The 26,456-nt window shown below is 68.4% G+C and carries 26 protein-coding genes; 13 read left to right on the top strand and 13 right to left on the bottom strand.

Going from position 1 to position 26,456, the window contains the following annotated elements; all coding sequences use genetic code 11:
* Positions 1 to 2 precede the first annotated feature (2 nt).
* The 7 genes from clsB to I5803_RS08905 all read left to right on the top strand — a co-directional run bounded on the left by clsB (position 3) and on the right by I5803_RS08905 (position 6,902).
* Positions 3 to 1,220: a cardiolipin synthase ClsB gene (clsB, locus tag I5803_RS08935; RefSeq protein WP_196986018.1), complete on the top strand. Its 1,218-nt coding sequence runs from the start codon at positions 3 to 5 to the stop codon at positions 1,218 to 1,220.
* Positions 1,221 to 1,222: 2 nt separating this feature from the next.
* A complete protein-coding gene (locus tag I5803_RS08930; RefSeq protein ID WP_196986017.1) occupies positions 1,223 to 2,266 on the top strand; it encodes a ligase-associated DNA damage response exonuclease in 1,044 nt (347 codons plus the stop codon).
* The gene (locus I5803_RS08925; protein ID WP_196986016.1) at positions 2,263 to 3,954 is read left to right on the top strand and encodes an ATP-dependent DNA ligase; all 1,692 of its coding nucleotides are present in this window, start codon (positions 2,263 to 2,265) and stop codon (positions 3,952 to 3,954) included. Before I5803_RS08930 ends, I5803_RS08925 begins: the two co-directional genes overlap by 4 nt.
* Positions 3,955 to 4,042: 88 nt before the next feature.
* Positions 4,043 to 4,762: a GTP cyclohydrolase I gene (gene folE, locus I5803_RS08920; RefSeq protein WP_196986015.1), complete on the top strand. Its 720-nt coding sequence runs from the start codon at positions 4,043 to 4,045 to the stop codon at positions 4,760 to 4,762.
* A 1-nt stretch (position 4,763) separates the two neighbouring features.
* Positions 4,764 to 5,186 carry a BLUF domain-containing protein gene (locus tag I5803_RS08915; protein ID WP_196986014.1) on the top strand — a complete coding sequence of 141 codons (423 nt, stop codon included), beginning with the start codon at positions 4,764 to 4,766 and terminating at the stop codon, positions 5,184 to 5,186.
* Positions 5,187 to 5,196: 10 nt separating this feature from the next.
* Positions 5,197 to 6,078: an EamA family transporter gene (locus tag I5803_RS08910; protein WP_196986013.1), complete on the top strand. Its 882-nt coding sequence runs from the start codon at positions 5,197 to 5,199 to the stop codon at positions 6,076 to 6,078.
* A gap of 5 nt (positions 6,079 to 6,083) precedes the next feature.
* Entirely contained in the window at positions 6,084 to 6,902 is an 819-nt protein-coding gene (locus tag I5803_RS08905) for a DUF429 domain-containing protein (protein ID WP_231402376.1), read from the top strand.
* On the opposite strand, the gene I5803_RS08900 is transcribed toward I5803_RS08905, so the two are convergent.
* Together I5803_RS08900 and I5803_RS08895 are read right to left on the bottom strand one after the other, a co-directional pair.
* On the bottom strand, positions 6,848 to 8,563 hold the full coding sequence (locus I5803_RS08900) for a SulP family inorganic anion transporter (RefSeq protein ID WP_196986011.1): 1,716 nt from the start codon (positions 8,561 to 8,563) through the stop codon (positions 6,848 to 6,850). The two genes, I5803_RS08905 and I5803_RS08900, sit on opposite strands and share 55 nt — an antisense overlap.
* A gap of 25 nt (positions 8,564 to 8,588) precedes the next feature.
* Positions 8,589 to 9,902: a sulfatase family protein gene (locus tag I5803_RS08895; RefSeq protein WP_196986010.1), complete on the bottom strand. Its 1,314-nt coding sequence runs from the start codon at positions 9,900 to 9,902 to the stop codon at positions 8,589 to 8,591.
* Between the two features lie 50 nt (positions 9,903 to 9,952).
* Between I5803_RS08895 and I5803_RS08890 the strand changes: the two genes are divergently transcribed.
* Positions 9,953 to 12,412 carry a ligase-associated DNA damage response DEXH box helicase gene (locus tag I5803_RS08890; RefSeq protein ID WP_196986009.1) on the top strand — a complete coding sequence of 820 codons (2,460 nt, stop codon included), beginning with the start codon at positions 9,953 to 9,955 and terminating at the stop codon, positions 12,410 to 12,412.
* On the opposite strand, the gene I5803_RS08885 is transcribed toward I5803_RS08890, so the two are convergent.
* From I5803_RS08885 to I5803_RS08855, 7 genes are all read right to left on the bottom strand, one after another.
* Positions 12,409 to 13,587, bottom strand: a complete 1,179-nt coding sequence (locus I5803_RS08885) for a zinc-binding metallopeptidase family protein (protein WP_196986008.1) — start codon at positions 13,585 to 13,587, stop codon at positions 12,409 to 12,411. The genes I5803_RS08890 and I5803_RS08885 overlap by 4 nt on opposite strands.
* A 101-nt stretch (positions 13,588 to 13,688) precedes the next feature.
* On the bottom strand, positions 13,689 to 14,003 hold the full coding sequence (locus I5803_RS08880; RefSeq protein WP_196986007.1) for a BON domain-containing protein: 315 nt from the start codon (positions 14,001 to 14,003) through the stop codon (positions 13,689 to 13,691).
* A gap of 95 nt (positions 14,004 to 14,098) precedes the next feature.
* A complete protein-coding gene (locus I5803_RS08875) occupies positions 14,099 to 14,581 on the bottom strand; it encodes a hypothetical protein (protein ID WP_196986006.1) in 483 nt (160 codons plus the stop codon).
* On the bottom strand, positions 14,578 to 14,952 hold the full coding sequence (locus I5803_RS08870; protein WP_196986005.1) for a hypothetical protein: 375 nt from the start codon (positions 14,950 to 14,952) through the stop codon (positions 14,578 to 14,580). The genes I5803_RS08875 and I5803_RS08870 overlap by 4 nt, the downstream gene beginning before the upstream one ends.
* 24 nt (positions 14,953 to 14,976) lie before the next feature.
* A complete protein-coding gene (locus I5803_RS08865) occupies positions 14,977 to 15,324 on the bottom strand; it encodes a DUF883 family protein (RefSeq protein WP_196986004.1) in 348 nt (115 codons plus the stop codon).
* Positions 15,325 to 15,340: 16 nt separating this feature from the next.
* Positions 15,341 to 15,505, bottom strand: a complete 165-nt coding sequence (locus I5803_RS08860; RefSeq protein ID WP_196986003.1) for a DUF1328 domain-containing protein — start codon at positions 15,503 to 15,505, stop codon at positions 15,341 to 15,343.
* 210 nt (positions 15,506 to 15,715) lie between these two features.
* Positions 15,716 to 17,065: a sensor histidine kinase gene (locus I5803_RS08855; protein WP_196986002.1), complete on the bottom strand. Its 1,350-nt coding sequence runs from the start codon at positions 17,063 to 17,065 to the stop codon at positions 15,716 to 15,718.
* 124 nt (positions 17,066 to 17,189) lie between these two features.
* Between I5803_RS08855 and I5803_RS08850 the strand changes: the two genes are divergently transcribed.
* On the top strand, positions 17,190 to 17,822 hold the full coding sequence (locus I5803_RS08850) for a response regulator (RefSeq protein WP_013902425.1): 633 nt from the start codon (positions 17,190 to 17,192) through the stop codon (positions 17,820 to 17,822).
* A gap of 60 nt (positions 17,823 to 17,882) precedes the next feature.
* Here the strand turns inward: I5803_RS08850 and I5803_RS08845 are convergent, their stop codons facing one another.
* Positions 17,883 to 18,272, bottom strand: coding sequence for a response regulator transcription factor (locus I5803_RS08845; protein ID WP_196986001.1), 390 nt, complete (start codon positions 18,270 to 18,272; stop codon positions 17,883 to 17,885).
* A gap of 227 nt (positions 18,273 to 18,499) precedes the next feature.
* On the opposite strand from I5803_RS08845, the gene I5803_RS08840 reads away from it, so the two are divergent.
* Positions 18,500 to 20,686, top strand: a complete 2,187-nt coding sequence (locus I5803_RS08840) for an AsmA family protein (protein ID WP_231402375.1) — start codon at positions 18,500 to 18,502, stop codon at positions 20,684 to 20,686.
* Positions 20,687 to 20,701: 15 nt separating this feature from the next.
* Here I5803_RS08840 and I5803_RS08835 read toward each other — a convergent pair whose 3' ends face one another.
* Entirely contained in the window at positions 20,702 to 21,490 is a 789-nt protein-coding gene (locus I5803_RS08835) for a GntR family transcriptional regulator (RefSeq protein ID WP_196986000.1), read from the bottom strand.
* 95 nt (positions 21,491 to 21,585) lie between these two features.
* Between I5803_RS08835 and I5803_RS08830 the strand changes: the two genes are divergently transcribed.
* The 3 genes from I5803_RS08830 to I5803_RS08820 are packed head-to-tail and all read left to right on the top strand — an operon-like array spanning position 21,586 to position 24,067.
* Positions 21,586 to 21,867 carry a UxaA family hydrolase gene (locus I5803_RS08830; protein ID WP_196985999.1) on the top strand — a complete coding sequence of 94 codons (282 nt, stop codon included), beginning with the start codon at positions 21,586 to 21,588 and terminating at the stop codon, positions 21,865 to 21,867.
* Between the two features lie 5 nt (positions 21,868 to 21,872).
* Entirely contained in the window at positions 21,873 to 23,048 is a 1,176-nt protein-coding gene (locus I5803_RS08825) for a UxaA family hydrolase (RefSeq protein ID WP_196985998.1), read from the top strand.
* Between the two features lie 2 nt (positions 23,049 to 23,050).
* Positions 23,051 to 24,067 carry an Ldh family oxidoreductase gene (locus tag I5803_RS08820; RefSeq protein WP_196988509.1) on the top strand — a complete coding sequence of 339 codons (1,017 nt, stop codon included), beginning with the start codon at positions 23,051 to 23,053 and terminating at the stop codon, positions 24,065 to 24,067.
* On the opposite strand, the gene I5803_RS08815 is transcribed toward I5803_RS08820, so the two are convergent.
* Complete coding sequence (locus I5803_RS08815; protein ID WP_196985997.1) at positions 24,056 to 24,808, bottom strand: HesA/MoeB/ThiF family protein; 753 nt, start codon at positions 24,806 to 24,808, stop codon at positions 24,056 to 24,058. The genes I5803_RS08820 and I5803_RS08815 overlap by 12 nt on opposite strands.
* Positions 24,809 to 24,875: 67 nt before the next feature.
* Positions 24,876 to 26,333, bottom strand: a complete 1,458-nt coding sequence (locus I5803_RS08810; RefSeq protein ID WP_196985996.1) for a S41 family peptidase — start codon at positions 26,331 to 26,333, stop codon at positions 24,876 to 24,878.
* Positions 26,334 to 26,456 lie beyond the last annotated feature (123 nt).

Here is a 26,456-nt window from a genome sequence, read left to right as displayed (position 1 = left end):
CGATGGCGCACGCCCTTCCGCCCCTGCGCGCCGGCCACGAGCTGTACCTGCTGCAGGGCAGTGTCGAATTCTTCCCCGCGCTCGTGCAAGCCATGGACGCCGCGCGTGCGGAAGTGCGCCTCGAAACCTACATCTTCGATTTCACCGGGCAGGGCGCCGAGGTCGCCTATGCGCTGGAGCGGGCCGCGCGGCGCGGCGTGTCGGTCAAGGTCGTGATCGACGGCTTCGGCAGCGGCGCACTTCCGCCGTCCTGGGAAGAGCGCTTCCTGCAGGCCGGGGTGCAATGGCACGTCTACTCGCCGGTAGGCACCTTCAGCCTGCTGCGCTTCGGCAGCTGGCGCCGCCTGCACCGCAAGCTGTGCCTCGTCGACGGCGAGACCGCGTTCTGCGGTGGCATCAACATCCTCGACGATTTCCACGACCCCACCTACGGCCGGCTGGAGGCGCCGCGATTCGATTTCGCGGTGCGCGTCCGCGGACCCCTCGTTGCGGAAGTGGCCGACACCATGTCGCGCCTGTGGTTGCGAATGCAGGCGATGCAGCAGGCCCGCCGTGCGCGGCTCGCGGGTGCCCTCGTCTCGTTCCGGGCATCCGGCAACCCGCGCACGCACGGCGTTGCGGCGAGCGGCGAGGGCGCCATCTCGCACGCACGGGCCGCGCTCGTGCTGCGCGACAACCTGCGCAACCGCATGCGCATCGAGCAGGCTTACCGCCGCGCGATCGGTCGTGCGCACGACGAGATCGTCATCGCCAACGCGTACTTCGTGCCGGGCCGCAAGATGCGCAACGCGCTGGTCGCGGCGGCGCGCCGCGGGGTGCGCGTGCAGCTGCTGCTGCAGGGGCGCTACGAGTACTTCATGCAGTACTACGCGGCGCGGCCGATCTACAGCGCCTTGCTGCGAGCCGGCGTGGAGATCCACGAATACGCGCCGAGCTTCCTGCACGCGAAGGTGGCGGTGATCGATGGGCACTGGGCCACGGTCGGCTCGTCCAATCTCGATCCCCTGAGCCTGCTGCTCGCGCGCGAGGCGAACGTCATCGTGGAGGACGCCGCATTCGCGGCCCAGCTGCGCGGCAAGCTCGTGGCGGCGATGCAGGCGGGCCGCGCGATGGACCCGGCAGCTTTCGAGAATCGCCCCATGCGCCAGCGCGTGATGGAGCGCATCGCGTTGCTGGCGATGCGCCTCGCGCTCGCGGTGCAGGGAAAGAATTACCTCTGACGATGGCGGACCTCGTCGTTCACCGGCCCGAAGGCCTGTATTGCCCGCCGGGCGATTTCTACATCGACCCCTGGCGCCCGGTCGACCGGGCGGTGATCACGCATGCGCATGCGGACCACGCGCGCGTGGGCCACGGCCACTACCTGGCCGCGGCGTCCGCGGAGGGCGTCCTGCGCACGCGACTGGGCGACATGAACCTGCAGACGCTGCCTTATGGCGAGCGGATCCTGCACAACGGCGTCGCCGTGTCCCTGCACCCCGCCGGCCATGTGCTCGGCTCCGCGCAGGTGCGCCTCGAGCATGGCGGCCAGGTCTGGGTGGCCAGCGGCGACTACAAGGTCGCGCCGGACAGGACCTGCACGCCCTTCGAGCCCGTGCGCTGCGACGTCTTCATCACCGAATCGACCTTCGGCCTGCCGATCTACCGCTGGTGCGACGATTCGGAGCTCTTTGCGGACATCAACGCCTGGTGGTCGCGCAATGTGCTGGCGGGCCGCGCGAGCGTGATCGCCTGCTACAGCTTCGGCAAGGCGCAGCGGCTGCTGTCCGGGGTCGATCCGTCGATCGGCCCGATCATCGTGCACGGCGCCGTGGAGCCGCTCAACCGCGCGTATCGCGCCGAAGGTGTGGAGCTGCCAGCCACCCAGCTGGTCACGGACGTGAAGGACAAGGCCGACCTCAAGCGCGCGCTCGTCGTGTGCCCGCCGAGCGCCGCCGCGAGCACGTGGATGCGCCGCTTCGGCGACGCGAGCACCGCCTTCGCGAGCGGCTGGATGCAGGTGCGCGGCAACCGGCGGCGCGGGGGCTGGGACCGCGGCTTCGTCCTGTCGGACCACGCGGACTGGCCCGGGCTCATGCGCGCGATCGGCGCCACCGGCGCGCAACGCGTCATCGTCACGCACGGCAGCGTGCCCGTGATGGTGCGCTACCTCACGGAGCAGGGGCTGCAGGCCGAGGCCTTCGAAACCGAGTACGGCGGCGATGCGGTCGAAGGCGACGCGCAGGCGGCGCCGGACGTGCCGCCGGACGGCGGGGCCGCGGCATGAAGCGCTTCGCCGAACTCTTCGCCGAGCTCGATGCCACGACGTCCACCAACGCGAAGGTGGATGCGCTGCAGCGTTACTTCGCGCAGGCCCCCGCGCAAGATGCGGCGTGGGCCGTCTATTTCCTGTCCGGCGGCAAGCCGCGTCAGGTGATCCCGACGTCGCATCTGGCGACGCTCGCCTGCGCCGTGGCGGGCATCGAGCCCTGGCTGTTCGACGAGTGCTACCAGTCCGTGGGCGACCTCGCGGAAACGATCGCGCTCGTGCTGCCGCGGGATGCGGAGCCGACCGACGTCGGCCTCGCGGAATGGATCGAGCAGCGCCTCTTGCCCCTGCGCGGCGCCGGCGAGGCGGAGATCACCGAGCGCGTGAAGTCCTACTGGCGGGAGCTCGATGCGCAGGGCCGCTTCCTCCTCACCAAGCTCGTGGGCGGCGGCTTTCGCGTGGGCGTGAGCAAGCTCCTCGTGCAGCGCGCGCTGGCGGCGCATTCCGGCGTCGATGCCAAGCGCGTCGCACAGCGCATGATGGGCTACACCGACGGCAAGGTGATGCCCTCGGTGGAGCGCTTCGAGGCCTTGATCGCGCAACACCAGGAAGGCGCGGAGGTGAAGCTCGACGAGGGCCAGCCCTATCCCTTCTTCCTCGCCCACCAGCTCGACGCGCCGGCGGAAGTCTTCGCGTCGCGGCTGGGCCCGGTGTCGGACTGGCAGGTCGAGTGGAAGTACGACGGCATTCGCGGCCAGGTCGTGAAGCGGGGCGGAAAAGTCTGGGTGTGGTCGCGCGGGGAGGAACTCGTCACGGAGCGCTTCCCGGAGATCGTCGCCCTGGCGCAGCCGCTGCCCGACGGCACGGTGCTCGATGGCGAAATCATGGTGTGGGGCGACGCCGGTCCTGCGCCTTTCGCGCTCCTTCAGCAGCGCATCGGCCGCAAGACGCTGACGAAGAAGGTGCTCGCCGATGCGCCCGTCACCTTCATGGCCTACGACCTGCTGGAGCAGGACCACAAGGACGTGCGTGAGCTCACGCAGCGGGAACGCAGGCAGCGGCTGGAGGCCCTGTTGGCCGGCTCGCTCGTCAAGATCTCTCCCGTCGAGACGGCGCAGTCCTGGCTGGAGCTCGCGCAGCGGCGGGAACGTTCGCGCGAACTCGGCGTCGAGGGCCTGATGCTCAAGCGGCTGGACGCAGCCTATGGCACGGGGCGCACCAAGGCCGAGGGCCTCTGGTGGAAGTGGAAGATCGACCCGATGGCCATCGACTGCGTGCTGATCTACGCACAGGCCGGCCACGGCCGCCGCGCTTCGGTGTACACCGACTACACCTTCGCCGTCTGGAACCGGCAACCGGAGAGCAGGGAAGAAGCCGAGGCGGTGATCGAGGCCATCGCCCGAAGGGAACCCGCCCAGCCCGGCGCGTTGCAGCTCGTGGCCTTCGCCAAGGCCTACTCCGGCCTCACGGACGAAGAATTCCGCCAGGTGGACGCGATCATCCGCAAGAGCACGCTGGAGAAGTTCGGGCCGGTGCGCAGCGTCAAGCCTTCGCTCGTGTTCGAGCTGGGTTTCGAAGGCATCAACCGCAGCCCGCGCCACAAGAGCGGCATCGCGGTGCGCTTCCCGCGCATGCTGCGCATCCGCCACGACAAGCCGATCCACGAGGCCAACACCCTGCAGGACCTCGAAGCGCTATTGAAGTGATAGCGACTGTCGCCCGCCGGACATGGCTTGGGGCCAAAACCTTGCCAAACCGCCGCGAATGCGGCAGTGTTACCATTTGCCCATGCTGATGAAAGCACAAGACGCCATGAAGGACGGAGACAACGACGCGGGCACGCCCGTGTCGGTGAAGATCCGCGAGCGCATCCAGGCTGCCCGCAAGCGCTTCCACTCCAACGACAACATCGCCGCGTTCATCGAACCCGGCGAGCTGGAGCAGCTGCTGGACGAGGTCGAGGCCAAGATGCAGGGCGTCCTCGACAGCATGGTGATCGACACGCGCAGCGACCACAATACCAGCGACACGGCGCGCCGCGTCGCCAAGATGTATCTGCAGGAAGTCTTCAAAGGCCGCTACGTCAAGCAGCCCGCGATCACCGAATTCCCGAATGCCGAACACCTGAACGAGCTGATGATCGTCGGCCCGATCACCGTGCGCAGCGCGTGCAGCCACCATTTCTGCCCCGTCATCGGCAAGGTGTGGATCGGCGTGATGCCCAACGAACACACCAACGTCATCGGCCTGTCCAAGTACGCGCGCCTGGCCGAATGGGTCATGGGCCGCCCGCAGATCCAGGAAGAGGCGGTGGTGCAGCTGGCCGACCTCATCATGGAAAAGACCCAGCCCGACGGCCTGGCGATCGTGATGGAAGCGAGCCACTTCTGCATGGCCTGGCGCGGCGTGAAGGACATGGATGCGAAGATGATCAACTCCGTCATGCGCGGCGCATTCCTCAAGGACTCCGCGCTGCGCCGCGAATTCCTCGCTCTCATCCCCGGAAAGAACTGAGATGCTGGTACGCCTTCTCTATGCAAGCCGGGCCGTGGACACGAGCCCCGAAGCGATCGAATCCATCCTCAACCAGGCGCGCCAGCACAACCCGGAGAACGGCATCACCGGCATCCTGTGCTACGGCGGCGGCATCTTCCTGCAGGCCATCGAAGGCGGGCGGCTGCAGGTGAGCGACCTGTTCGGCCACATCCAGCGCGATGCGCGCCACAAGGACGTCGCGTTGCTGCACTTCGAGGAAATCTTCGAGCGGCGCTTCGGCGGCTGGAGCATGGGGCAGGTCAACCTGTCCAAGATCAACCACGCCATCCTGCTGAAGTACTCCGAGAAGCCCGAGCTCGACCCCTACTCGGTCTCGGGCAAGGTTTCGCTCGCGCTGCTGGAAGACCTGATGGCCACCGCCGCGATCTGCGGCCGGGTCTGAGCACGCAGCCTTGCCGGCGAGCGCGCTTGCCCTCGTCCTCCTCGCCGGCCTGATCCACGCCAGCTGGAACATCGCGGCCAAGAAAGCCGGCGGCGACTCCCGGTTCGCGGTCTTCACAAGCCTGGTCATGGTGGTCTTCTGGGCCCCGCTGGGCATCTGGCTCGGGGTGCGGCAGGTGCCGGCCTGGGGCTGGACCGAATGGCTGCTGCTGGCCGCGAGCGCGCTGCTGCACACGCTCTACTACATCGTCCTGCTGCGCGGCTACCGCAAGGCTGACCTCACCGTGGTCTATCCGCTGGCGCGCGGCTCCGGCCCCCTGCTGTCCTCCCTGGCGGCCATCCTCCTGCTGGGCGAGCACCTGTCGGCACTCGGCGCCTTCGGCATCCTCGGCGTCGCGCTCGGGGTGTTCCTCATCGCGGGCGGCCCGGGCCTCTGGCGTGCCTCGCACGACCCGCTGCAGCGCCAGCGCGTCCGCAAGGGCATGCTGTACGGGGTGCTGAGCGGCGCGTTCATCGCGAGCTATACCGTGGTCGACGGCTACGCGGTGAAGTTCCTGCTGATGTCGCCGATCCTCGTGGACTACGTGGGCGGACTGCTGCGCCTGGCCGTGCTCGCGCCCGTGCTCGTGCGCGAGCGGCCGGTGGTCGCCGCGATGTGGCGCAGCCAATGGAAGTACGCGACCTACGTCGGCATCATCAGCCCCGTCTCGTACGTGCTCGTGCTGTATGCGATGCAGGTCGCCCCGCTGTCGCACGTGGCGCCGGCGCGTGAAGTCTCGATGCTTTTCGCGGCCTTGATCGGCGGGCAGCTGCTGGGCGAAGGCGAACGCGGCCTGCGGCTGCTCGGCGCGGCCTTCATCGCGGCCGGCGTGATGGCACTGGCCCTCGGATGAGCGCCATGCCAACGCCCACCCTCCTCGGGTGCGACTTCTCGAGCTCGCCCACCCGGCGCAAGCCGATCGTGATCGCATCGGGCTCACTCGTGTCGGGCCGCGTCGTGTTGTCCCGAATGGAGCGGATCGAGTCGCTCGCCGCCTTCGGCGAATGGCTCGCGCGCCCCGGCGACTGGATCGGCGGCTTCGACTTCCCGTTCGGCCTGCCGCGCGAGCTCGTCGAGCACCTGCAGTGGCCGCTGCAATGGCGCGATTGCATCGCGCACTACGCCGGCCTGTCGCGCGCGGAAATCCGCGAAACCTTCGCGGCCTTCTGCGATGCGCGCCCCGCCGGTTCCAAATTCGCGCATCGCGCCTTCGACAAGCTCGCCGGCTCCAGCCCTTCGATGAAGTGGGTCAACCCGCCCGTCGCGTACATGCTGCACGCCGCGCTGCCCCTGCTGCTCGAGGCCGGCGTGCACATGCCGGGGCTCCACGAGGGCGACCCGCGACGCGTCGCGCTCGAAGCGTATCCGGGCCTACTTGCGCGCGAGCTCATCGGCCGGCGCAGCTACAAGAGCGACGAAAAGGCGAAACAGACGGCGGACCGGCTCATCGCGCGCAAGGACCTCGTCACCGCGCTGGAACTGGGCGGCACGCGGCTGGGCGTGCGGCTCAAGCTCACGCACTCGCAGCGCGACACGCTGGTGGACGACGCGAGCGGCGACAGCCTGGACGCCGTGCTGTGCCTGCTGCAAGCCGCGTGGGCGCAGCGGCAAGGCGCGCCGCGCTACGGGTTGCCCGCCGCGTTCGACCCGCTGGAAGGCTGGATCGTCAGCGCCTGATCCGCGGGCGCGTCGCCCAGGGACCTGAACGCGTGAAGCGCTTCGGCATCCGTGCGGTACATGAAGAGCAGCGGGTTGTCGTAGAGCGCGTCCGATTTGCGCAGCACGCGCTCCACCGGAAGCTTGATCCCGCTGATGTGCAAGCCGATGCCGCGCTCGTCGAGCATCTTGCGCAGCTGCATGAAGACCTCCACGCCGGTCGCGTCGACCCGGTTGATCGGGTGCGCGAAGAGCGCCACGTGCCGTGTGTCCGGGTGCGCCGCGAGATGGTCCACGATTGCGCGCTCGAACGCCGAGGCCGAGGCGAAGTCGAGTTCATCGTCCATGCGCAGCGCATACAGGCCGTCCGCGAGCGGCGGCAGCTTCCACAAATGCCGGTCGCGCAGGCTGCCGTCCGGGTGCAGGCCCAGCTCGATGATGCGCGGGTGCAGGCGCAGGTACAGGAAGTGGGCGAGCCCCATCACCACGCCGGCGAGCACGCCCCAATAGATCTTCGGCGCGGTGATCACCGTAATCGCGAACGTGACCAGCGCCGTGACGGCCTCCACCCGGTCGACGCGCCAGAGGCGCAGCAGGCTCTGCGGCTTGAAGAGCCCGGCGACCGCGACGACCACGACGGCGGCCAGCACGGCGCGCGGCACGTGGAAGAGGGCGGGCGTGAGGAACAGCAGCACCAGCACCACGATCAGCGTGGACGCCACGGTGGCCCAACCCGTCTTCGCGCCGGAGTACAGCGTGATGGCGGAGCGCGAGAACGAGGTGCTGGTCGGGAAGCTGCCGGAGAACGCGGCGGCCAGCTTGCCCATGCCCTGGCCGATGAGGTCCTGGCCGGCGTCCCAGCGCTTGCCGTCGTGCTGGCTTTCGATCTTCGCGCTGGAGGCCATCTCGAGCGAACTCACCAGCGCGATGACGAGCGCAGGCACGACGAGCGCACCGAGGTGGTTCCAGCCGGGCCATCCCGGCCAGTAGAACGACGGCAGGCCTGCGGGCAGGCTGCCCACCACGGCGCCGTGGGCCGAATAGCCCGTGGCATAGGCGATGGCGCCCGAGGCGACGATGACCGCGAGCACCGTGGGCAGGCGCGGTGCGAACCGCTTGCCGAGCACGAACGCGGCCACACTGCCCAGACCGAAGGCCAGCGCGACGGGATCGACCTGCGGGGATTGCCACAGCGAGGTCAGCCCGCCCTCCAGCCCGATGAGCGCCGGAATCTGCGACACGATGATGAGCAGCGCCGCCGCCTGGCTGAAGCCGGCGAGCACCGGCGAGCTCACGAGGTTGAGCACCCACTGCGCGCGCAGGGCGCCCAGTCCCAGCTGGATGCCGCCCGACAGCAGCGCGAGCCATGCGGCGAGCGCCACCCACTCGCCGCTCGCCGGTGCGGCCAGCCCCGCCAGCGACGCGCCGACCAGCACGCTCGACAGGGCCGAGGGCCCGACCGACAGGCGCGTGGACGCGCTGAACAGCACGGCCGCCAATGCGGGAAGGAAGGTCGCGTACAGGCCTGTGACGAGGGGCATGCCCGCGAGGCCGGCATACGCGACGGACTGCGGAACCATCACGACCGCCACCGTCAGCGCGGCGGCGAATTCGCTGCGCAGCAGCGGCGCGGTCAGGCGGGGCCAGCGGAGAAAGGGAAACCAGTCGTGGCGGCGGGACATCGTGTGAGTATGCCAACCCGCCGGGCTAGCGCTGCGGCATGTCCTTCGCCGAGTAGCCGAGGCTGACCGTCGCATCCTCGGGAATTGCGGGCATCGTGTCGTTCCAGCGCTCCCAGTCGCTGCGCATGGCGGCGAGACGGTCGGGCTCCCGCGCGGCGTGGTTGGCGCGCTCGCGCTCGTCGGCGGCGACGTCGAAGAGATAGTCGATGCCGTCCACCCGCAGGTACTTCCAGTCGCCGTCCCGCAGCGCGCGCTGTCCGCGGTGCTTCATGCGCCAGTGGAGCGGCCGCGCGAAGCGGTGCTTCGCGTCGCGCAGCACCGGCAGCAGCGAGACGCCGTCCAGCGGATAGGCCTCATGCGCCGCCACGCCGGCGGCATCGAGCAGGGTCGCCGACCAGTCCATCGTCATGCAGTGCTGGCCGCTCACGCCGCCGCGCGCGATTTGCGCGGGCCAGTACGCGATCCACGGCACGCGGATGCCGCCTTCGGTCAGGTCCATCTTGCCGCCGACCAGCGGCCAGTTGTCCGAGAAGCGTTCCCCGCCGTTGTCGCTCGTGAACACGACCAGCGTGTCGTCCGCGATGCCCTTCGCGCGCAGCGCGTCCATCACCCAGCCGATGCCCTCATCCATGTGGTGGATCATCCGGCGATAGGTGTGGATGTTGCCGCCGTGCAGGTGGAAGAGGTTGTCCTTGACGTCCCGCGCAAGTGCCTCGTCGTCCCGCGTTTCCCAGGGCCAGTGGGGCGCGGTGTAGTGCAGGCTGAGGAAGAACGGGTCGCCGCTGCCGGACGCGCGGTTCACGAAGTCCACCGCGCGGCGCGACAGCAGGTCGGTGAGGTAGCCGGCCTCGTGGCGCTCGGTCTCGCCTTCGTACAGGTCGTGCGCGCCGGTGAAGGCGCAGTGCGTGAAGTAGTCGACGCCGCCGGACATCGGCCCGAAGAATTCGTCGTAGCCGGAGCGCAGCGGGCTGAACGCGGGCGGGTAGCCCAGGTGCCATTTGCCGACCAGCGCGGTGCGGTAGCCCGCTGCTTTCAGGAGCGATGGCAGGGTGGGGTGCCCGGGCGGCAGGCCCAGCGTCGTGCTGCCCCGGCTCCTGCTGTTGATGGGTTCCTCGGCGGCGCCGCGCAGCCGGTACTGGTAGCGCGCCGTCATCAGCGCGAACCGCGTCGGGGAGCACACGGGTGAGTTCGAATAGCCCTGCGTGAACTTCAGCCCGTTCGCCGCGAGCGAGTCGAGCACCGGGGAGACCGGGCCGAACGCGGCGTCACGCCCGCCGTAACAGCCGAGGTCCGCGTAGCCGAGATCGTCCGCGACGATGAAGATGATGTTGGGCCGCATGCGCGCACTGTAAACCCAGCACAATCCTCGCTTGCCTGCGGATCACCCTCATGCCTGAAGCTTCCTCCCTCGCGCAAGACTGGCTCGCACGCCGCGGCTGGAGCGCGTTCGATTTCCAGCGGGAGGTGTGGGACGCCGTCGCGCAGGGCCGCAGCGGCATGCTCCACGCGACGACGGGCTCGGGCAAGACGTACGCCGTCTGGCTCGGCATGCTGCAGGAGCTGATCCGCCGGCATCCGCCGCGCAGCACCGCCGAGCCGCTGCGGGTGATCTGGCTCACCCCGATGCGCGCACTGGCCTCCGACACCACCAAGGCGCTCGCCGAGCCGCTGAGGGACCTCGCGCCGCACTGGACCATCGGCCAGCGCACCGGCGACACGCCCGCGGCGGAGCGCGCGCGGCAGGACAGGCGGTTTCCCACCGTGCTCGTGACCACGCCGGAATCGCTGAGCCTGATGTTGACGCGGGAGAAGTCCCGCGAGGAACTGCAGTCGGTGCAGTACGTGATCGTCGACGAGTGGCACGAGCTCATCGGCAGCAAGCGCGGCGTGCAGGCACAGCTGGGCATCGCGAGGCTGTGGCGCTTCAACCCGAAGCTGGTGGCCTGGGGCTTGAGCGCCACCCTGGGCAACCTGCGGGAGGCGATGGAGGTCCTGTGCCGGCCCGGCGCCACGGCAGGTGTCCCGTCCCCGGTGCTCGTGCGCGGCCGCATCGACAAGAACATCGTGATCGACACGCTCATCCCGACCGACCCCGGCAAGTATTCCTGGGCGGGCCATCTCGGCGCGCAGATGCAGCAGCCGGTCGTGGACGAGATCGAGCGCTCGGGCACGACGCTCGTCTTCACCAACGTCCGGTCGCAAGCGGAGATCTGGTATCAGCTCCTGCTGGATGCGAAGCCCGAGTGGGCGGGCCAGATCGCGCTGCACCACGGCTCGATCGACAGGGCCACGCGGGAGTGGGTGGAGGACGGCCTGAAGGGCGGCACGCTGCGCGCGGTCGTGGCGACGTCCTCGCTGGACCTCGGCGTGGACTTCCTGCCCGTGGAGCGCGTGCTGCAGATCGGCTCGGCCAAGGGCATCGCGCGGATGATGCAGCGCGCCGGCCGCAGCGGCCATGCGCCCGGCCGCGCGAGTCGGCTCACGCTGGTGCCGACCAACACGATGGAGATCGTCGAGGCCGCCGCGGCGCGGCGCGCCGCGCAGGCCGGGCGCGTGGAAGAGCGCAACGCGCCGGACAAGCCGCTCGACGTGCTGGTGCAGCACCTGGTCACCATCGCGCTCGGAGGCGGCTTCTTGACCGAGGCGCTGTACGAGGAAGTGCGCACGGCGTGGTCGTACAGGACGCTCACGCGCAAGGAGTTCGACTGGGCGCTCGCGTTCTGCGCGCGCGGTGGCGACAGCCTCACCGCCTACCCGGACTACCACCGCATCGCGCAGGACGAGGAGGGCGTCTGGCGCGTCCCCGACCGCGCCATCGCCAAGCGCCACCGGCTGGGCATCGGCACCATCGTGAGCGACGCCGCGATGCAGGTGAAGTACCTGAGCGGCGGCAACATCGGCACGATCGAGGAGGGCTTCATCGCGCGGCTGCACAAGGGCGACTGCTTTTTTTTCGCGGGCCGCCTGCTCGAATTCATCCGCGTGCAGGACATGGCGGCCTACGTGAAGAAGGCGACGAAGCGCAAGGGCACGGTGCCCACGTGGCAGGGCAGCAAGATGGCACTGTCCGCGGAACTGGGCGACGCGGTGCTGGAGATGATGCAGCGCGCGGCGGGCGGCGATTTCCTCGAACCGGAGCTCGAGGCCGCGCGCCCGATGCTGCTCACACAGGAGCGGCTGTCGAAGATTCCGACGCCCGGCACCTTGCTGGTCGAGACCTTCCGCTCGCGCGAAGGTCATCACCTGTACGTCTATCCCTTCGCGGGCCGGCACGTGCACCTGGGCCTCGCGAGCCTGCTCGCATGGCGCCTCGCACGCGAGCAGCCCAACACCTTCAGCATGTCGGTCAACGACTATGGCTTCGAGCTGGTCAGCGCCGACGCGATCGATCTCGCCCAGGTGCTGGACCAGCGCGTCTTCTCGACGCAGGACCTGCTGCACGACGTGCTCGCGTCGCTCAATTCGACGGAGCTCGCGCAGCGGCGCTTTCGCGAGATCGCGCGGGTGGCGGGCCTCGTGTTCTCGGGCTACCCGGGCCAGCACAAAAGCGCGAAGCAGCTGCAGGCGTCCAGTGGCCTGTTCTTCGAGGTGTTTCGCAAGTACGACAAGGGCAACCTGCTGCTCGACCAGGCCGAGCGGGAAGTGCTCAGCCAGGAGCTGGAGATCTCGCGCCTGCGTGCGACGCTGGAGCGGCTGCTCGGCAAGGCGGTCGCGCATGCCGAACTGCGGCACCCCAGCCCCATGAGCCTGCCGCTGATGGTGGAGCGCTTTCGCGAGCAGCTCACCACCGAGCAGCTCTCCACGCGCCTGGACCGCATCCTGCGCGACATGGAGCGCGACGCGGGCTAGTTCTGCGCCGCCGGTTCGGCAGGAGCCGCTGCCGGGGCGGCCACCGGTGCGTCGGTGGGAGGCGCCGCCTCGGCCTGCTGCGCGGGCGCCTTCATGACCGGCTGGTGGATCGCGTCGTGCACGAACTTCAGCTTTTCCAGGGCCTTCGCGGTCAACGCGAACGGGTAGGCGTCGTCCTGGCCGAGGCTGCGGTTGAGGCTGTTCACGAGCAGCGTGAGCGGGATCCATTGGTCCACGAGCTGATCGAAGCTGGAGAACTCACCCTCGAAGGGATCGACCACCTCCTCTGCATCGTCCGCATCGGTGCCGGGCACCACCACGCGTGTGCTGTACGAGGACGCGGTTTCCATCAGGTCGACCATGTGCAGGTAGTGCGCCCAGGTCTCCGCCCAGTCTTCCCAGGGATGCGAGGTCGCGTAGGCGCTCACATACTCGAGTTGCCAGTTGGCGGGCGTACCGCCGGCAGCATAGTGCGCCTGGAGGGCCTGCGCATAGTCCGTGCGTTCGTCGCCGAACATCTCGCGGAAGGGTTCCAGGCGCTCCGTGCCGGCGATCAGACGATCCCAGTAGAAGTGGCCGGATTCATGGCGCAGGTGGCCCAGCAGGGTGCGATACGGTTCGTGCAGCGCCAGGCGACGGCGCACGCGTTCTTCATCGTCGGCTTCCGCCACGTTCAGCGTGATCACGCCCTGCGCATGGCCCGTCATGACGTGCTGGCCGGGCTGGTCCTCCAGGAACTGGAACACCGGGCCGTCGCGCTCGCCGTTGGGCGGCTCCACCGACACCAGCCGGAGCCGGGCGAGGGTGTAGAACAGGCGACGCTTGGCGGACTCGATGCGAAACCAGCGGGTGTGGTTCTCGCCCAGGGTGAGGTCCGGCAGGATATGCGTCTGGCGGCAGGACACGCACAGCGGGTTCGGGTCTTCCGCCGGCACCACGAAGTTGCACGCCTGGTACTCCACGGCGTTGCTGCATTGCCGGTACTGGCGCGACACCGTCTTGGTCCGGTTGGCGCGCTTGCGGCGCCACAGCCCGGAGGTGTCGTCCGGAACGGGTTCGATGGCGCACAAGGCCAGCCGGTTCGGCAGGAACGCGAGCGTGCTGCCGCAGTGCAGGCACTTCACGTTTTCGAAGAACAACGGATTGCCGCAGTTGTCGCAGCGGAACGTTCTCATGAATACGGCTCCCTCAAAATGGGCGAAGGCAGTCGACGCCCTGCGGCGCACTGCCTTCGCGCAAGTCCGCGCCGGAACGCGGGCCCGTCGTCGCCTTCCGATTACGGACGGACGGCGAGGTTGTTGCGGACTTCGCGCACGCCCTTGGTGTTGCGCGCGATCACTTCGGCTTGCGCCTTCTCGGCGTTCGACTTGGCGAAGCCGGACAGGGCGACGGTGCCGTTCAGGGTCTCGACCTTGATGGCGCCGGCGTCGACCGTCTTGTCTTCGACGAACTTGGCCTTGACGGCGGTCGTGATCGAAGCGTCGTCCACATAGGCGCCGACGGTTTCCTGGCCGCGGATCACCGAGCAGCCGGTGCTGACGATGGTTGCACCTGCCACCAGGGCGAATGCGAGGGCTCGAGCGTATTTCATGACTTTCTCCTTCAGTTGATTGGGTAAATCCCAGTGCGCTTGCTTGCCAAAATGCTTCCCCGGCCGTCGCACCACGCGGCCCGGGTTGCGTTCATTCATTCGTAGGGCGGCTCGTCCTTGCCGAAGTCCGCACCCGACATGGCGGACATCACGATGTTGGAGAGCTGCGAAGACTTGAGCAGCGCCACGACCAGCCCGGTCGCGGACATCAGCCGCCAGGGCCTGGCAACCACGACGACCGCGCCGACCGCGGCTGCGATGCCGAGGAACTGCGCCGGATGCTTGCGTGCATAGGACGACAGCACGGGCGTCGCCACTTCCAGTGCCATGTGCGCGGGATGGTGTCTCCACCAGGTCTGCGCGGCACGATTCAATCCGTCGAAGCGACCGCCGAAGCGTCCGCCGAAGCGGCGGCTGAACCAGCCTTCGCCCGGCGCGCGCGCCTGCTCGCCCGCGGTGTCGTCACCCGCCGCGCGCGCGCGTGTCGTGTCGTCGCCGTCACGGCGCTTTTCGCGCCGCTCCAGCTGCTGCAGGATGGCCAGGCGGCTGCGCGCGAGGCGGTCGGCGGCGCCGGTCATGCCTGCGCCCCGAGGGTGCGCAGCGTCTGGGCGTCCGCATCGAGCTGCGCCTTCACTTCGGCGAAGGCCTGCGCGGGCAGCGGCTTGCGCGCCACGTTCCATGCCAGCACTGCCAGCACGAGCGGCAGGCCCGGCACCACGAGCAGGATCCAGTGGAACTCGTCCAGCATCACCCCGAGCATCGCGGCCACGCCGGCGAGGACCAGGAACACGACGAGTCCCACACCCGCGACGGCCCAGGCCACCGCCCGGCGGGCGACCTGGCCGCCCACCGACGACGCTTCTTCCTGCACCAGCGCGGCATAGCCCGCCAGGTGGTCGATGACCAGCTCGGGCTTGTGGATCAGCACCGAGAAGATGGGATGCAGCATGGCCATTCGGGTCGGCTCGGCAGGTCAGTAGTCGCGGCGGCGGTCGGCGTTGCGGCGCAGGGCCAGCAGCAGCGCGGCGACGCCGGCGCCGATGGCGGCGGCGATCAGCGCGGACTTCACCGGCTGCTCGCTCACGTAGCGCGTCGTCGACTGCGTGTAGTGGCCCAGCTGGCGTTGCGCGGCGGCGGCCGCGTCGCTCATCGTGCTCGCGCCGCGGCTGGCGAAGCCCTTCATGCTGTCGCGCAGGTCGCGCGCCTTGTCGCTCGCGCTCTCGAGCGCGTGGCTCGCGAACTGGCGGCCCGAATCGAGCGCGTCGTCGGCGTAGCCGGATGCGGCGGCGCGAAGGTTTCTGTTGTTGGTGTTGGTGTTCATGAGGATTTCCTTTGGTTCAGCCTCTGCGGCCCAGGCTCACCACGAAGGCCACGACGGCCATGATGATGAAGACGAAAAAGAGGATCTTGGCGATCGACACGGCGCCCGCGGCGATGCCGCCGAACCCGAAGAGGGCGGCGATGAGCGCGATCACGAGGAAGACAATGGCGTAGTGCAACATCTGGAACTCCTATGCGGGACGCGCCCGGGTGTGGTGGGTGGAGTGCGGGAGGTCCGCGACGCCTGCGGCAAGGTTAGTGGCGCTACGGCCGCGCAGTTCATCGGAGGCGCACCTGACTGCGTGTCGGTGCGCGGGATGCAACTGTGTAGGAGACGGCCGACTGCCGGTCGGCTGTTTTTGGAAACGGCGGCGCGGCGCCGGTCCGGCTAGTCAGGCCGGCTGCAGGCTCTTGGGCAGCACGGCCGAAATGCGCGTGCCCTTGCCGGCTTCGGAAGTCACGGTCAAGCGCCCGCCGGCGGCTTCCACGCGGTGCTTCATGCCGGCGAGCCCGTGCGTGGAGCTGCGGATTCCCTGCGTGTCGAACCCCTTCCCGTCGTCGCGGATATCGACTTCCACATGGTTGCCGTAGTTGCGCACGCTGATCTCGACCTGCTTCGCGTCCGCGTACTTCCCGACGTTGGTGAGCGACTCCTGCACGAGGCGGTAGACGGTGAGCTGCTTGGCTTCGTCCAGCTCCACGGGCTCCAGCCCCGAGGTGATCTCGATGCCGGAGCGTTCGGAGAATTCGCGGGCCAGGATTTCGAGCGATGCCGTGAGGCCGAGGTTGGAAAGCGAGGACGGCCGCAGGTCCTCGATGATGCGGCGCTTGAGCGCGATGCCGCTGTTGAGCGATTCGGTCAGGTGCTGCAGGCGCTGGCCCACTTCGGGCGATTGCTGGTTGAGCCGGGACTTCAGCCGCGCGACATCCAGTTTCGCCGCGGTGAGCAGCGCGCCGAGCTCGTCGTGCAGCTCGCGCGCGAGGTGGCCGCGCTCTTCCTCGCGCACGTTCTGCAGGTGGGTCGCGAGCTCCGCCAGCGTCGCGGTGCGCTCGCGCACCTGGCGCTCGAGCAGGTCGCGCTCCTGCTGCAGGATTTCCTGCTGCCGCTCGCCGGCGGCCTTCAGCGCCGTGGTCTGGCGCAGGTACAGGTAGAAGGCGAGGAGGCCGGCGAGCGTGACGGCGGCGATGCCCAGGCGCGACAGCATCAGCGTCTTGCGCACCTGCGACTGCGCCACTTCCATGCGGCGGGTGGAGCTGTCGATGAGCTTGGTGGCCTCGGTACGGATCGCGTCCATGTGCTGCTTGCCGACGTCGGTCAGCAGCACGAACTTCCAGGCGTCCTCGTTGCCCTGCTTTCGCATGCGCACGGACAGGTCCATTTCGGCGAGTTTCTGCTGCACGTTGCGGCTGAGCTGCCCGAAGGTCGCGAAGTCGTCGCCGGGCGCCGCGTACGTTGCGCGCATGGCATCGAGCTGGGTGCCGATGGCGGCCACGGCGGATTCGTAGGGCTCCAGGTAGCGCGGATCGCCGGTGAGCAGGTAGCCCCGCTGGCCTGTCTCTGCATCCAGCACGTGCTGCAGCACGCGGTTGAGGGTGGCTCGCGTGCGCGAGGCCTGGGCGATGTCGTCGAGCGCCTCGCTGGACTGCACGAAGCCGGTTTCGTTGATGCCGATCAGGATGACGGCCGCGAGCAGCGCGAGCATCAGGCTGATCGCCATCTTGGGCAATGAGAACGAACGCATGAATATCACCCCAAATCGCCTCTGTTGTGCATAGAATCCGGCATAGTCGAGGCTGAAGGGTAGGCCATTTCAGTCGAAAGTTGGGCACAATGGGTCAACAACAGGACCCCGAAAGAGTACAGACATGATCAAAGTCGGCATTGTGGATGACCACGCCATCGTCCGGTCCGGATTGAAGCAATTCTTTTCCGAACAGGTGGACCTGCGCGTCGTGGGCGAAGCGGCGAGCGGCCGGGAAGCCATCGACCTCGTGCGCACCACCGAACTGGATGTGCTGGTGATGGACTTGTCCATGCCCGGCCAGAGCGGTATCGATGCGCTGGGCATGATCCGCGCGAAGGCGCCGGACGTCGGCATCCTGATTCTCTCCGGCTATCCGGAAGAGCACTACGCGATGAACCTGATCCGCCAGGGCGCGAGCGGTTACCTGAACAAGGAATGCGAGCCGATGGAGATCGTCAACGCGATCCGCACGATCGCGCTCGGCCGCCGCTATATCTCGCCCGCCGTGGCCGAACTGCTGGCGCAGCAGCTCAACCGCAAGGAAGGCGGCGCGCCTCACGAACAGCTTTCCGAGCGCGAGTTCCAGGTGTTCCTGAAACTCGCCAAGGGCGAGACCGCGGGCGACATCGCCAAGGCCTTGTCCCTGAGCGTGAAGACCGTCAGCACGTACCGCACGCGGCTGATGGAGAAGATGAGCCTGGCATCGAACAGCGACCTCACGTATTACGCGTTGAAGAACAAGCTGATCGATTGATCGATTGATCGATTGATCGATTGATCGATTGATCGATTGATCGGGTGATCCGGCCGGGCGTCACGCGCCCGGCTTCGGGGCCTCGTGCAGGGCCACGCAATAGTCGACCAGCGCGTCGATCTCATTGGACTTGTCGAACACCACGTCCGCACCGAGCTGCAGGCAGCGCTTGCGCATGTCCTCGGTCGCGTAGTTGCTGAGCACCACCACCTTCTGTCCCGCGGCGCGCTCGCGGCATGCTTCCAGCACGCCGAGGCCGCTGCCCTGCTTCAGGAAGAGGTCGATGATGGCGAGGTCCCACTTGCCCACGTGGGCCGCGAGCCAGGTGTTGGCCTCGAGCTCGGTCTCGGCCCAGCCAAGGGCCTCGATGGAGGCCAGCTCCTCCAGCGTTCCGATGAGGTTTTCGCGGATGGTGGCGTTGTCTTCGACGATGTAGGTGCGCAGTTCCACGGTCAGTGATTCGGCGGCGATAGGCGCTGGGGCGCCTCTCCGGGGTTGTGCACGGATGTGTGTTGCATGTGTGTCGTCGCCCGCCTCGCCCATTCTGCCAGCCGGGGCTCCAGCCGAACGTAGGAAGTTTCCTACACCGGCAAGGAGGAACCGTAGGCACCCGCCGACGCGAGCTGGTGCCCGGGGATGACCGCGCCGGCGCAGGGCGCACCCGAGACTCGATCGACATGCATGACGCCACCCCATCGACCCCGACGCACGCGGCGCATCCCCTGTGGATGAAGATCGCGCTCGGATTTCTCGTGCTGGTCGCAGTGCTCGCACTCGTGCTGGTCTTCTTCCCCTGGGACGTCCTGCGCGGGCCGCTCAACCGCTATGTGAGCGAAAAGACGGGACGGCACTTCGAGATCACGCGCAAGCTCGATGTGAAGCTCGGGCGCAACACGCGCATCCTCGCGGACGGGCTCCAGTTCGCCAACCCCGACTGGGCGAAGGACCCCCAGCTCGTCACCGCGGACAGCGCGGAGATCGAGCTCAGCCTGCTGCCGCTGCTGCACCGTCGCATCGTCATCCCGCGCATCGAACTGCGCCATCCGCAGCTGGGCCTCCAGCTGGAGCCCGACGGCCGCCGCAGCTGGGCGCTCGGGCAGGACACGGCCGATCCGAAGAACCGGCCGGAGATCGGCGCCTTGGTGGTGGACGAAGGCAGCGTGCATTTCATCGCGAGCGGGCACGGCGCCGACATCCAGACGCAGTTCTCCATCCGCGGCCCCGACGGCAATGCGTCCGCGGGCGACATGCCGCTGGCGTTCAAGTCTTCCGGCACCTGGCAGAGAGAGCATTTCACGGGCGGCGGGCGCACGGGCAATGCGCTGTACCTCAGTGCGCCGCTGGAGCATCCGTTCCCCATCGACATCTCCGCGGTGGCGGGCCAGACGACCGTGCGCGCCTCCGGTGCGGTGTCCAGCCTCGCGACGCTCGACGGCGCGAAGATCGAGGTCAACATCAAGGGCCACGACCTGGCCGACCTGTACAAATTCTTCGGCGTGGTGCTGCCCTCCACGCCGCGTTACGTGCTGCGCGGCGACGTGTCGAAAAACGGGGCGGTGTGGCATGCGACCAACCTGAACGGCAAGCTGGGCAACTCGGACCTCACGGGCGAGCTCTCCTTCGACCGCAGCGGCGCCGTCCCGCTGCTCACGGGCAACATCAAGTCGAAATCCCTGGACTTCGACGATCTCGCGCCGCTGGTCGGCCTGCCCGAGACTACTCGCAGCGCCGCGGCGCTCCCGGAGGTGAAGGGCGTGCGCGCGGCGCCCGTCGCGGTGAAGACGGCCGCGAAGGGGGACCCGAACGGAAAGATCCTGCCCACGGCACGTATCGACGGGCCGCGCCTGAAGCGCATGAACGCGGACGTGCACTACCAGGCCATCAAGGTCACCAACGTGCGCCACCTGCCGCTGGAGCGCATGAGCGTGCATGTGAACATGAAGGACGGCGTGCTGCAGCTCGACCCGCTGGACATCGGCGCCGCGGGCGGCAGCTTTGTCGGCGCGGTGCGCATCGACGGGAACAGTTCGCCTGCCGCTGCGACGATGCATCTCACCGCGCGGCAGCTGGAGCTGAACAAGCTCTTCGGCGGCCTGAAGTTCACCAAGGCGGCCTTCGGCAAGATCCACGGCGAGATCGACCTCAAGGGGCGCGGCGATTCGGTCGCGCAGATGCTCGGCACCTCCGGCGGCAAGGTCGCGATGCTGATGGGCGGCGGCGAGATCAGCAACATGCTGCTCGAGCTCGCGGGCATCGATGGCGGCGAGATCATCAAGTTCTACCTGAAGGGCGACGAGAACGTGCAGCTGCGCTGCGCCGCGACCGCATTCGACGTGAAGAACGGCGTGATGCAGGCCAGCGCGTTCGTCGTGGACACCGCGGACACCGTGATCTACGGCGACGGGCAGATCAGCCTCGCCGCCGAATCCATCGACCTCACGCTGCATCCCTACCCGAAGGACATGAGCATCCTCGCGCTGCGTTCGCCGCTCAAGGTGGCGGGCAACTTCGTCAAGCCCCGGATCGGCCCGGAGAAGGGCGCCCTCGCCATGCGCGGCGGGCTGGTGCTGGCACTGGCTGCGATCAACCCGCTGCTGGGCCTGGCCGCCACCGTGGAGACGGGACCGGGCAAGGATGCGGACTGCGGCCCGGTGCTGCGCGATGCCGCCTCGCCCTATGCTGCCGCCCGCATCACCGCCTTGTCGAAGGCAGCGCAGGGCAAGGAGCAGGACAAGCCCAAGCGGCCCGGCATCCTCAGCCGACTGCTCGGCGGCCCGGCGCGCGCCGCGGACAAGTCCACCGAACCGTCCACCGAACCGTCCACCGAACCGTCCACCGGCAAGCCGGCCGGGCAACTCCCCTGAGCGGCGCGGTGCCGGTCAGCGCTTGGCGAGCAGGCTCACGTAGTCGTGGCTCGCCGTGTTGACGGTGGAGATACGGTATTCCACGGGTTTGTCGCCGAACGTCAGCGCGACGCGATGCACTTCGAGCACCGGCGCGCCCATCGCGACGCCCAGGATGCGCGAGGTCTCGCGGCCCGCGGCGGTGGCGCGCGCACGCTCCCGCGCGCGCAGCACCGTGATGCCGTAGTCCGTCTGGTAGAGCGTGTAGATCGTGCTCGGCCGCTCGAGGAAGCGCTTTTCCGTGAGTCCCTTGAAGGTCTGCGCGGCGATCGCGATGTGGTCATGGACGACCGCGCGGCCCGACAGCGACAGCCGGTTGTCGATCCGCACGACCGCGTCGCCGGGCTTGATGCGCAGCGCGGACGCCTCGGTGTCGTCGGCCCGCGCGCGCAGGAAGCCCACGCATTCGACCTGCGGATATTCCCGCGCCCGCAATTCGTCGGCGACGGGAAACTCCTCGCGCGGCTCGACGTGGAAGAACTGGAACATGAACCGCGCGTCGTTGTGCAGCGCGACGAACGTGCCCTTGCCCTGCCGGCGCACGAGCACGTTCTCGTGCACGAGCTCGTCCACCGCCTTGCGCAGCGTGCCGATGCTCACGCCCAGCGCGCGCGCGATCACCGGCTCGCTCGGGAGCGTGTCGCCCGGGCCATAGCGGCCGCCTTCCACGAGGCGCTGCAGCTCGCGCTTGGCTTCCCGGTACAGCGGCCCCGAGCCGAGCGCGGCAAGCGGCTGCAGGCCGTGGGGAGGAGGCGTCGTGCTCATCCGGCCAGTGTAGTCGAGGCCGTCGAGTCATCTATATGACTTGATTGACAGTACCGGCCGCGGCGTCAAAACTCGTGCCGTCGAAGGAGAACACCGTGATCCATTTTGTCTTGCACGACCCGGCCGACAATGTCGCCGTCGTCGTGGTGGAGGGCGTGAAGTCCGGCGCCGAGCTGACCGGCTGGGTGATGGACGACGACCGCACGGTGTCGCTCACCGCGCGGCAGGACATCCCGATCGGCCACAAGATCGCCTTGAAAGACCTGGCCGTGGGCGACACGGCCGTGAAGTACGGCATCGACATGGGCCGCATCGTCGCGCCCATCCAGGCCGGCCAGCACGCGCACGTGCACAACATCAAGACCAAGCGGTGGTGAACGGCATGCCCCTCATCCACTCCGACACCACCTTCCTCGGCTACCGCCGCGAGAACGGCCGCGTGGGCGTGCGCAACCACGTCATCGTCCTGCCGCTCGACGACCTGTCCAACGCCGCCGCCGAAGCGGTCGCGCACAACATCAAGGGCGCGCTGGCGATCCCGCACCCGTACGGGCGGCTGCAATTCGGCGCTGACCTCGAGCTGCACTTCCGCACGTTGATCGGCACCGGCTGCAACCCCAACGTGGCGGCGGTGGTGGTCATCGGCATCGAAGAGGGATGGACGAAGAAGGTGGTCGACGGCATCGCCGCGACCGGCAAGCCCGTCACCGGCTTCGGCATCGAGGGCCACGGGGACCACGACACCATCATGCGCGCGAGCAAGGCCGCGCGTGAGTATGTGCAGTGGGCGAGCGAAAAGCAGCGCGAGCGATGCGGCATCGCCGAGCTGTGGGTGTCGACCAAGTGCGGCGAGTCCGACACGACCTCGGGTTGCGGCGCGAACCCCACCGTGGGCAACGCCTTCGACAAACTGCACCCGCTCGGCGCGTACCTGTGCTTCGGCGAAACGACGGAGCTCACGGGCGGCGAGCACATCGTCGCCGCGCGTTGCGCGAACGATGCGGTGCGCGAGAAGTTCATGTTCATGTTCGACCGCTACCAGGAGGTCATCAACCGCCACAAGACGAGTGACCTGTCGGACTCGCAGCCCACCAAGGGCAACATCGCGGGCGGCCTCACGACCATCGAGGAAAAGGCGCTGGGCAACATCCAGAAGATCGGCCGCAAGTGCACGGTGGACGGCGTGATCGACAAGGCCGAGGTGCCGGCGCATCCGGGCCTGTGGTTCATGGATTCGTCGAGCGCGGCGGCCGAGATGGTCACGCTGTGCGCGGCCTCCGGTTATGCGGTGCACTTCTTCCCGACCGGCCAGGGCAACGTGATCGGCAACCCGATCCTGCCGGTGATCAAGATCTGCGCCAACCCGCGCACGGTGCGCCTGATGGGCGAGCACATCGATGTCGATACCTCGGGCCTGCTGCAGCGGGAGATCAACCTCGACCAGGCCGGCGACCGGCTACTCGAATGCATGCTGCGCACCGCGAACGGGCGGCTCACGGCGGCGGAGGCGCTCGGCCACCGCGAGTTCGTGCTCACGCGCCTGTACGAATCGGCGTGAGCATGCGGCTGTCCCTCGACGAAGCCGCCGACCTGGCGCGGCGGGCCCTGCGGCGCGCGGGCGCGGGCGAGCAGATGGCGGCGAGCACGGCGAGGGCGCTCGTGCTCGCCGAAGCGCAGGGCATCGCCTCGCACGGCCTGTCGCGTGTGGCGCAATACGCGACGCACCTGCGCAATGGCCGGGCCGACGGCGCGGCGATGGCGCAAGTGCTCCGTCGCAAAGGCGCCGCGCTGCTGGTCGATGCGAAGCAGGGCCTCGCGTTTCCCGCGTGCGATCTCGCGGTGCGCGAAGGCATCGCCATCGCGAAGGAACTCGGCGTGTGCTTTGCCGGCGTGACGGCCAGCCATCATGCGGGGGTGGTGGTCGATCACCTGCGGCCGGCCGTTGCCGCGGGACTCGTGGGGCTGGGCTTCGCCAACTCGCCGGCGGCGATGCCGGCGGCGGGAGGGCGTCATCCGGTGTTCGGAACGAACCCCGTCGCGGCCGCGTTTGCGCGCCGGAGCGATGCGCCCCTGCTCATCGACCTGTCGCTTTCGGAAGTCGCGCGCGGCAAGCTCATGGTCGCGGCGAAGGAAGGCCGGTCCATTCCCCCCGGGTGGGCCCTGGATGCGCAGGGCGAGCCCACCACGGACCCACGCGCGGGACTGGAGGGCTCGATGCTCCCGGTGGGGGCCGCGAGCAGCACCAAGGGCTCCATGCTCGCGCTGATCGTCGAACTGCTGGTGGTGGCGCTCACGGGCGCGAACTTCGGCTTCGAGGCGTCGTCCTTCTTCGTCGACGAAGGCAATGCGCCGCGCATCGGGCAGGCCTTCCTGCTGGTCGATCCGGCGGCGCTGGCGGGCAGCGAGGTGTACTTCGACCGGATGGAGGCACTGGTTGCGGAAATGCTCGTCGATGAAGGCGTGCGGCTCGCCGGGCAAAGGCGGGCTGCGCTGCATGAGAAGGCGTCGGCGCATGGACTCGAGCTTCCCGACGCGCTGGCCGCGCAGCTGCAGTCGCTCGCCGGTTCAGCGCCCTGACGCGCAGACGGGGCACGACGCGTTCCTCGGCACCCGCATCTCCGTCCATTCCATCCGCCTGCCATCCAGCATCTGCAGCCGCCCCGCCATCGATTCACCGGCACCGCACAACAGCTTCAGCGCCTCCGCCGCCTGCATGGCGCCGATGATGCCCACCAGCGGCGCGAACACGCCCATGGTCGCGCAGCGTGTCTCCTCGAAGTCGTCGTCGGGCGGGAACACGCAGGCATAGCACGGCGATGCCGCATCGCGCGTGTCGTACACCGACAACTGGCCATCGAAGCGGATCGCCGCGCCCGACACCAGCGGCTTGCGGTGCTTCACGCAGGCCGCGTTGATCGCGTGGCGGGTCTTGAAGTTGTCGCAGCAGTCGATGACGACGTCGGCGGCGGGCACCAGCTCATCGAGCAGCGCCGCATCGGCGCGTGCGTGAACGGTGCATACGACGGCCTCGGGGTTGATCGCCCCGACCGCCTCGCGTGCGGATTCGACCTTCGAAGCGCCCACGCGCGCCATGTTGTGCGCGATCTGCCGCTGCAGGTTGGTGAGGTCCACCGTGTCATGGTCCACCAGCGTGATCCGGCCCACGCCCGCGCTGCCGAGGTACAGCGCGACGGGCGACCCGAGCCCGCCCGCGCCGATCACCAGTGCGCGGCCGGTGGCGATGCGCTCCTGTCCCTCCACCCCGATCTCGTCGAGCAGGATGTGGCGGGAATATCGCAGGAGCTGCTCGTCCGTCATGCCCGCGATTGTGGCGCGGAAAGAAAAAAGCCGGCTGCTGCCGGCTTTTTCCAGGGAGGGCGGAAGATCAGTTGGTCTTCTCGGCCTTGTTCTCGACGATCTGCGTCTTGCTGATCAGCACCGGGCGGCCCTTGAGCTGGTTCAGCGCCTGCACGAGCTGGAAGTCCTTCTCGCCACCGAATTCGGTGACCTTGCGCTCGGCGGCGGGGCGCTTGGCTTCCTCTTCGGCCTTCTTGCGGGCTTCCTCGCGCAGCTTGTCGCGCGCGGCGTCCTTGGCGTCGTTCGCGCCGACGACCAGGTGCTTGTCCAGGTCGGCTTCACGGGTGCGCAGCGCGGCGAAGACGTTGCCTTCCTCGAATTCGTCCACCATCACGTCCGGCACGATGCCCTTGGCCTGGATCGAGCGGCCGCTGGGGGTGTAGTACTTGGCCGTGGTGAGCTTCAGGCCGTTGGTCGGGCAGTTGTCGCCGCGGTAGGCGAGGTCCAGGCAGCGCACGGTCTGCACGGAGCCCTTGCCGAAGGTCTGGCTGCCCAGCACGATGCCGCGGTGGTAGTCCTGCAGCGCGCCGGCGACGATCTCGCTCGCGGAGGCCGAGCCTTCGTTGACCAGCACCACCAGCGGCACGCTCTTCAGCGCGGCCGGCAGGCGGCGCAGCGGGTCCGCGCCGCTGCGGCGCATGTAGAACTCCGGCGAGGCGAGGTAGGTGAACTTGCTGTCCGCCAGCTGGCCGTTCGTGGACACCACGTTCACGCGCTCCGGCAGGAAGGCCGCGGACACGGCGATCGCGCCATCGAGCAGGCCGCCCGGGTCGTTGCGCAGGTCCAGCACGAGGCCCTTGAGGTTCGGCTCGGCCTTGTAGATTTCCTCGATCTTGCGCACGAAGTCGTCGACGGTGCGTTCCTGGAACTGCGAGATGCGGATCCACGCGTAGCCCGGCTCCACGACCTTCGAGCGCACCGATTGCGTCTTGATTTCCTCGCGCGTCACGGTGACGGGGAAGGAGCGGTTCTCGTCCTTGCGGTAGATGGTGAGCATCACCTTGGTGCCCGGCTCGCCACGCATGCGCTTGACGGCGTCGCTGAGCGTCAGGCCCTTCACCGCGGTGTCGTCGATCTTGGTGATCAGGTCGTTGGGCTTCAGGCCGGCGCGGTACGCGGGCGAGCCTTCGATGGGCGAGACGACCTTGACGAGGCCTTCTTCCTGCGAGATTTCGATGCCCACGCCGATGAAGCGGCCGGACGTGCTCTCGCGGAATTCCTTGAAGGTCTTCTTGTCCATGAACTGCGAGTGCGGGTCGAGGTTGGACACCATGCCGCCGATCGCGTCCTGGATCAGCTTGCGCTCGTCCACCGGCTCCACGTAGTCGGTCTTGATGATGCCGAAGACCTGCGCGAGCTGCTGCATTTCTTCCAGCGGCATCGGGGAGAGCGAGCCGCGCGCGACCGTCTGCAGCGACACCGTCGTCAGCGCGCCGGCCAATGCGCCTACGGAAATCCAGCCGGCTGTCTTGAGTTTGTGGCTCATGGGGAGTGAATCCTGTCCTCTACTGCTGAAAATATACACCTGGGAAGGGGTTCTGACGCATCCATTGCGCAAGGGTTCCGGCCCTTTGTCCCAATCGTGCAAAACTCACGCCATTTACCCGGC

It is taken from the genome of Caenimonas aquaedulcis, assembly GCF_015831345.1.
In the GTDB taxonomy this organism is placed as follows: domain Bacteria; phylum Pseudomonadota; class Gammaproteobacteria; order Burkholderiales; family Burkholderiaceae_C; genus Ramlibacter; species Ramlibacter aquaedulcis.
This window is presented reverse-complemented; position numbering and strand designations above follow the sequence as displayed.

Excerpts from the sequence above, each read along its gene's own strand:
- clsB (WP_196986018.1), top strand. The coding sequence starts at position 3 with ATGGCGCACGCCCTTCCGCCCCTGCGCGCCGGCCACGAGCTGTACCTG.
- I5803_RS08930 (WP_196986017.1), top strand. The coding sequence starts at position 1,223 with ATGGCGGACCTCGTCGTTCACCGGCCCGAAGGCCTGTATTGCCCGCCG.
- I5803_RS08925 (WP_196986016.1), top strand. The coding sequence starts at position 2,263 with ATGAAGCGCTTCGCCGAACTCTTCGCCGAGCTCGATGCCACGACGTCC.
- folE (WP_196986015.1), top strand. The coding sequence starts at position 4,043 with ATGAAAGCACAAGACGCCATGAAGGACGGAGACAACGACGCGGGCACG.
- I5803_RS08915 (WP_196986014.1), top strand. The coding sequence starts at position 4,764 with ATGCTGGTACGCCTTCTCTATGCAAGCCGGGCCGTGGACACGAGCCCC.
- I5803_RS08905 (WP_231402376.1), top strand. The coding sequence starts at position 6,084 with ATGCCAACGCCCACCCTCCTCGGGTGCGACTTCTCGAGCTCGCCCACC.
- I5803_RS08900 (WP_196986011.1), bottom strand. The coding sequence starts at position 8,563 with ATGTCCCGCCGCCACGACTGGTTTCCCTTTCTCCGCTGGCCCCGCCTG.
- I5803_RS08895 (WP_196986010.1), bottom strand. The coding sequence starts at position 9,902 with ATGCGGCCCAACATCATCTTCATCGTCGCGGACGATCTCGGCTACGCG.
- I5803_RS08890 (WP_196986009.1), top strand. The coding sequence starts at position 9,953 with ATGCCTGAAGCTTCCTCCCTCGCGCAAGACTGGCTCGCACGCCGCGGC.
- I5803_RS08885 (WP_196986008.1), bottom strand. The coding sequence starts at position 13,587 with ATGAGAACGTTCCGCTGCGACAACTGCGGCAATCCGTTGTTCTTCGAA.
- I5803_RS08880 (WP_196986007.1), bottom strand. The coding sequence starts at position 14,003 with ATGAAATACGCTCGAGCCCTCGCATTCGCCCTGGTGGCAGGTGCAACC.
- I5803_RS08875 (WP_196986006.1), bottom strand. The coding sequence starts at position 14,581 with ATGACCGGCGCCGCCGACCGCCTCGCGCGCAGCCGCCTGGCCATCCTG.
- I5803_RS08870 (WP_196986005.1), bottom strand. The coding sequence starts at position 14,952 with ATGCTGCATCCCATCTTCTCGGTGCTGATCCACAAGCCCGAGCTGGTC.
- I5803_RS08865 (WP_196986004.1), bottom strand. The coding sequence starts at position 15,324 with ATGAACACCAACACCAACAACAGAAACCTTCGCGCCGCCGCATCCGGC.
- I5803_RS08860 (WP_196986003.1), bottom strand. The coding sequence starts at position 15,505 with ATGTTGCACTACGCCATTGTCTTCCTCGTGATCGCGCTCATCGCCGCC.
- I5803_RS08855 (WP_196986002.1), bottom strand. The coding sequence starts at position 17,065 with ATGCGTTCGTTCTCATTGCCCAAGATGGCGATCAGCCTGATGCTCGCG.
- I5803_RS08850 (WP_013902425.1), top strand. The coding sequence starts at position 17,190 with ATGATCAAAGTCGGCATTGTGGATGACCACGCCATCGTCCGGTCCGGA.
- I5803_RS08840 (WP_231402375.1), top strand. The coding sequence starts at position 18,500 with ATGCATGACGCCACCCCATCGACCCCGACGCACGCGGCGCATCCCCTG.
- I5803_RS08835 (WP_196986000.1), bottom strand. The coding sequence starts at position 21,490 with ATGAGCACGACGCCTCCTCCCCACGGCCTGCAGCCGCTTGCCGCGCTC.
- I5803_RS08825 (WP_196985998.1), top strand. The coding sequence starts at position 21,873 with ATGCCCCTCATCCACTCCGACACCACCTTCCTCGGCTACCGCCGCGAG.
- I5803_RS08820 (WP_196988509.1), top strand. The coding sequence starts at position 23,051 with ATGCGGCTGTCCCTCGACGAAGCCGCCGACCTGGCGCGGCGGGCCCTG.
- I5803_RS08815 (WP_196985997.1), bottom strand. The coding sequence starts at position 24,808 with ATGACGGACGAGCAGCTCCTGCGATATTCCCGCCACATCCTGCTCGAC.
- I5803_RS08810 (WP_196985996.1), bottom strand. The coding sequence starts at position 26,333 with ATGAGCCACAAACTCAAGACAGCCGGCTGGATTTCCGTAGGCGCATTG.